This is a genomic window from Ruegeria sp. AF5, from assembly GCF_056541905.1.
On record NZ_JBQFYZ010000039.1, the window covers coordinates 1 to 3,004 of the forward strand.

General features: G+C 62.2%; 3 protein-coding genes. All 3 read left to right on the plus strand.

Annotated elements, in window-relative coordinates; genetic code table 11:
• The first annotated feature begins 3 nt into the window (after positions 1-3).
• The 3 genes from ACR0DS_RS20215 to folD are packed head-to-tail and all read left to right on the plus strand — an operon-like array spanning position 4 to position 2,983.
• On the plus strand, positions 4-1,680 hold the full coding sequence (locus ACR0DS_RS20215; RefSeq protein ID WP_480540092.1) for a formate--tetrahydrofolate ligase: 1,677 nt from the start codon (positions 4-6) through the stop codon (positions 1,678-1,680).
• A 55-nt stretch (positions 1,681-1,735) separates the two neighbouring features.
• Positions 1,736-2,041 carry a chorismate mutase gene (locus tag ACR0DS_RS20220; protein WP_480473724.1) on the plus strand — a complete coding sequence of 102 codons (306 nt, stop codon included), beginning with the start codon at positions 1,736-1,738 and terminating at the stop codon, positions 2,039-2,041.
• Positions 2,042-2,092: 51 nt separating this feature from the next.
• A complete protein-coding gene (gene folD / locus ACR0DS_RS20225; RefSeq protein WP_209505538.1) occupies positions 2,093-2,983 on the plus strand; it encodes a bifunctional methylenetetrahydrofolate dehydrogenase/methenyltetrahydrofolate cyclohydrolase FolD in 891 nt (296 codons plus the stop codon).
• Positions 2,984-3,004 lie beyond the last annotated feature (21 nt).

A 3,004-nucleotide genomic window follows, 5' to 3' on the forward strand; every position in this document is an offset into this window, starting at 1 on the left:
CCAATGAGCTATAAATCCGACATCGAAATTGCGCGTGAAGCGAATAAGAAGCCGATCCAGGAGATCGGCGCGAAGCTTGGAATATCCAGTGATGATCTTTTGCCGTATGGGCATGACAAGGCGAAGGTGAGCCAGGAGTTCATCAACTCGGTGCAGGGTCGTGAGGACGGCAAGCTGGTGCTGGTGACGGCGATCAACCCGACGCCTGCGGGTGAAGGCAAGACGACCACAACGGTTGGTCTGGGTGACGGTCTGAACCGGATCGGCAAGAATGCGATGATCTGTATCCGCGAGGCCTCGCTGGGTCCGAACTTCGGCATGAAGGGCGGCGCTGCGGGTGGCGGCTATGCGCAGGTTGTTCCGATGGAAGAGATGAACCTGCACTTCACCGGCGATTTCCACGCGATCACCTCGGCCCATTCGCTGCTGTCGGCGATGATCGACAACCACATCTACTGGGGCAATGAATGCGAGATCGACACCCGCCGGGTCGCATGGCGTCGTGTGGTTGACATGAACGACCGCGCCCTGCGCCAGATTACTGCCAGCCTGGGCGGCGTGTCGAACGGGTTCCCGCGCGAAACAGGTTTTGACATCACTGTGGCGTCCGAGGTCATGGCGATCCTGTGTCTGGCCAACGACTTGAAGGATCTGGAAAAGCGTCTGGGTGACATCATCGTGGCCTATCGCCGCGACAAGACCCCGGTCTACTGCCGCGACATCAAGGCCGAAGGTGCGATGACCGTTCTGCTGAAAGACGCGATGCAGCCGAACCTGGTGCAGACGCTGGAAAACAACCCGGCCTTTGTCCATGGCGGCCCGTTCGCCAACATCGCGCATGGCTGCAACTCGGTCATTGCCACCAGGACCGCGCTGAAAGTGGCTGACTATGTGGTGACCGAGGCGGGCTTTGGCGCCGATCTGGGTGCCGAGAAGTTCATGAACATCAAGTGCCGCAAGGCGGGCATTGCGCCCTCTGCCGTGGTTCTGGTTGCCACCGTGCGGGCGATGAAGATGAATGGCGGTGTCGCCAAGGCCGATCTGGGCGCCGAGAATGTCGATGCGGTCAAGGCGGGCTGCGCCAACCTGGGCCGCCATATCGAGAACGTGAAGTCGTTCGGTGTGCCGGTTGTTGTCGCCATCAACCACTTTGTCACCGACACCGATGCCGAGGTTCAGGCGGTGAAGGATTATTGTTCCTCTCACGGGGTCGAGGCGGTTCTGTCGCGCCACTGGGAACTGGGCTCGGAAGGCTCTGCCGATCTGGCCCGCAAGGTTGTGGAAATCGTCGAAGGGGGGTCTGCGAACTTCGCGCCGATCTACCCCGACGAGATGCCGCTGTTTGAGAAGATCGAAACCATCGCCAAGCGCATCTACCGCGCCGACGAGGTTCTGGCCGACAACAAGATCCGCACGCAGCTGAAAGAATGGGAAGCTGCGGGGTATGGCAACCTGCCGGTCTGCATGGCGAAAACCCAGTACAGCTTCTCGACCGACCCGAGCTTGCGGGGCGCGCCCACCGGCCATTCGGTGCCGGTGCGTGAAGTCCGCCTGAGCGCGGGCGCGGGCTTTATCGTGGTTGTCTGCGGTGAGATCATGACCATGCCGGGCCTGCCCCGCAAACCGGCCGCGGAAACCATCTGCCTCAATGACGCAGGTGAGATCGAGGGCTTGTTCTAAGCCGCTGAATAAGACATCTCGTGGTCCGGGACCCCCGGGCCATGAGGAGACGATGATGCCCACTCTGACACCGCCGCAGGACTGCCATTCGATGCGGGATCTGCGGGTTCAGATCGACAGGCTGGACCGCCAGCTGATCGGGATGCTGGTGAGGCGCGCAAGCTATATCGACCGCGCGTCTGAGCTGAAGCCGGGCGAGGGCCTGCCCGCCCGCATCCCGGACCGGGTCGAGGATGTGGTGCAAAAGGTGCGCGCCAGTTCGCAGGCGGCGGGGATGGACCCCGATTTGTCCGAAACGCTCTGGCGCATTCTGATTGACTGGTCGATTGCACGTGAGGAACGTGTGCTCGGCCCCGAGTAAAGACCGGGCGCGTTCTGCGCCCGTTTGGGTTTTGAAAGAAGGGACCAAAGGATGGTAGCGCAGGTTATCGACGGGAAGGCCTTTGCCGCCAAAGTGCGCGCGCAGGTGGCCGATCAGGTTGCAAAGCTGAAAGAGGAAAACGGCATCACCCCCGGCCTGGCCGTGGTTCTGGTGGGCGAGGATCCGGCCAGCCAGGTCTATGTCCGCTCGAAAGGCAAGATGACCGTCGAGGTCGGCATGAACTCGTATGAGCACAAGCTGGATGCGGAGACCTCGGAGGCAGAGCTGCTGGCGCTGATCGACAAACTGAACACCGACCCGGCGGTGCATGGCATTCTGGTCCAGTTGCCGCTGCCCAAGCACCTGAACGAGGATCTGGTGATCAATTCGATCGATCCGGCCAAGGATGTGGACGGTTTCCATATCTCGAACGTGGGCCTTTTGGGCACCGGTCAGAAATCGATGGTGCCCTGCACCCCGCTGGGCTGCCTGATGATGCTGCGCGATCACCACGGGTCGCTGTCGGGCATGGATGCGGTTGTCATCGGTCGCTCGAACATCGTGGGCAAGCCGATGGCGCAGCTGCTGCTGGGGGACAGCTGCACCGTGACCATCGCGCATTCGCGCACCAAAGATCTGCCGGATGTGGTCCGCCGCGCCGATATCGTCGTGGCCGCTGTCGGCCGCCCCGAGATGGTGCCTGGCGACTGGATCAAGGAAGGCGCCACCGTGATCGACGTGGGCATCAACCGCATCGAGCGGGATGGCAAGACCAAGCTGGTCGGCGACGTCGACTATGCCAGCGCCGCTGAACGCGCCGGCGCCATCACCCCCGTCCCCGGCGGCGTCGGCCCCATGACCATCGCCTGCCTGCTGGCCAACACCCTCACCGCCTGCTGCCGCGCAAACAAACTCCCAGAACCAGAAGGTCTGACCGCCTGATAAACACGGGGGCCGGAGGGG